The organism is Roseateles sp. (assembly GCF_049240545.1).
Classification (GTDB): domain Bacteria; phylum Pseudomonadota; class Gammaproteobacteria; order Burkholderiales; family Burkholderiaceae_C; genus Paucibacter_A.
Window position 1 is genome coordinate 1 of record NZ_JBMLSK010000220.1, and the last position, 1,004, is coordinate 1,004.

Genomic DNA, 1,004 nt, shown 5'->3' on the forward strand with positions numbered 1-1,004 from the left:
GACGTAGCCTGAGCTCCTCTACCTGCAAGTGGAGTTGCCCATGTCCAGAGGTCACCTGACCCAAGAGGAACGATATCAGGCGCACGCGTTGCGCGAGGCGGGCTTGAGCCTGCGCGCGATCGGCAAGCGGATGCATCGATCCGCCAGCACGATCTGTCGCGAGCTCAAGCGCAACCGATGCCCCGCGGGGTACGCCCCTGATCCAGCCCATACTCGAGCGCGACAGCGGCGCCACCAAGCGAGCAAGCGCCCTCGGATCGATCCGTCGCACTGGCCGCGTATCGAGGCGCTGCTGCGCGAGGATCACAGCCCCGAGCAGATCGCCGGCGCGACGGCGCTGGCAAGCCATGAGCGGATCTATCAGCACATTGCTGCGGATCATCGGCGTGGCGGCTCGCTGCATACGCTGCTACGGCAGAACAAGCCACGCAGGAGGCGCCGCTGCCGTCCGGATCGTCGCGGCCAGATCAAGCATCGGCGTGACATCAGCGAGCGACCGCCGGTGGTGGAGGAGCGCAGCCGCATCGGTGACTGGGAGCTGGACACCATGGTCAAGGCCAACGGAGGCCAGGTGCTGGTGACGCTGACGGAGCGGCGCTCGCGCCTGCACCTGATCCGGCGCGTGTCGCAGCGGACCGCAGAGGCTGTGAGCCGCGCCATCATCGGCACGCTGGCACCCATCAAGCACCTGGTGCACACCCTCACTGCGGACAACGGCAAGGAGTTCGCCGAGCACGAGATCATCGCGATCGCGTGCAAGGCCGACTTCTACTTCGCCGAACCCTACGCGTCGTGGCAGCGAGGCTCGAACGAGAACGGCAACGGACTGGTTCGCTACTACCTGCCCAAGGGCACCGACTTCGCGACAGTCAGTGACGAGCGGCTCCAAGAGATCGAGCGCAGGATCAACAGCCGGCCGCGAAAGACGCTAGGCTGGCGCACCCCTTACGAGGTCTTCGCCGAAGCCCTCAAGAAGCGTGTTGCGATTCGGAATTGAATCCGCC

The 1,004-nt window shown here is 65.7% G+C and carries 1 protein-coding gene; it reads left to right on the top strand.

What is annotated here, in order from left to right:
• Positions 1–40 precede the first annotated feature (40 nt).
• Positions 41–997, top strand: a complete 957-nt coding sequence (locus tag ACOVRJ_RS15650) for an IS30 family transposase (protein WP_422044762.1) — start codon at positions 41–43, stop codon at positions 995–997.
• Positions 998–1,004: the final 7 nt, after the last annotated feature.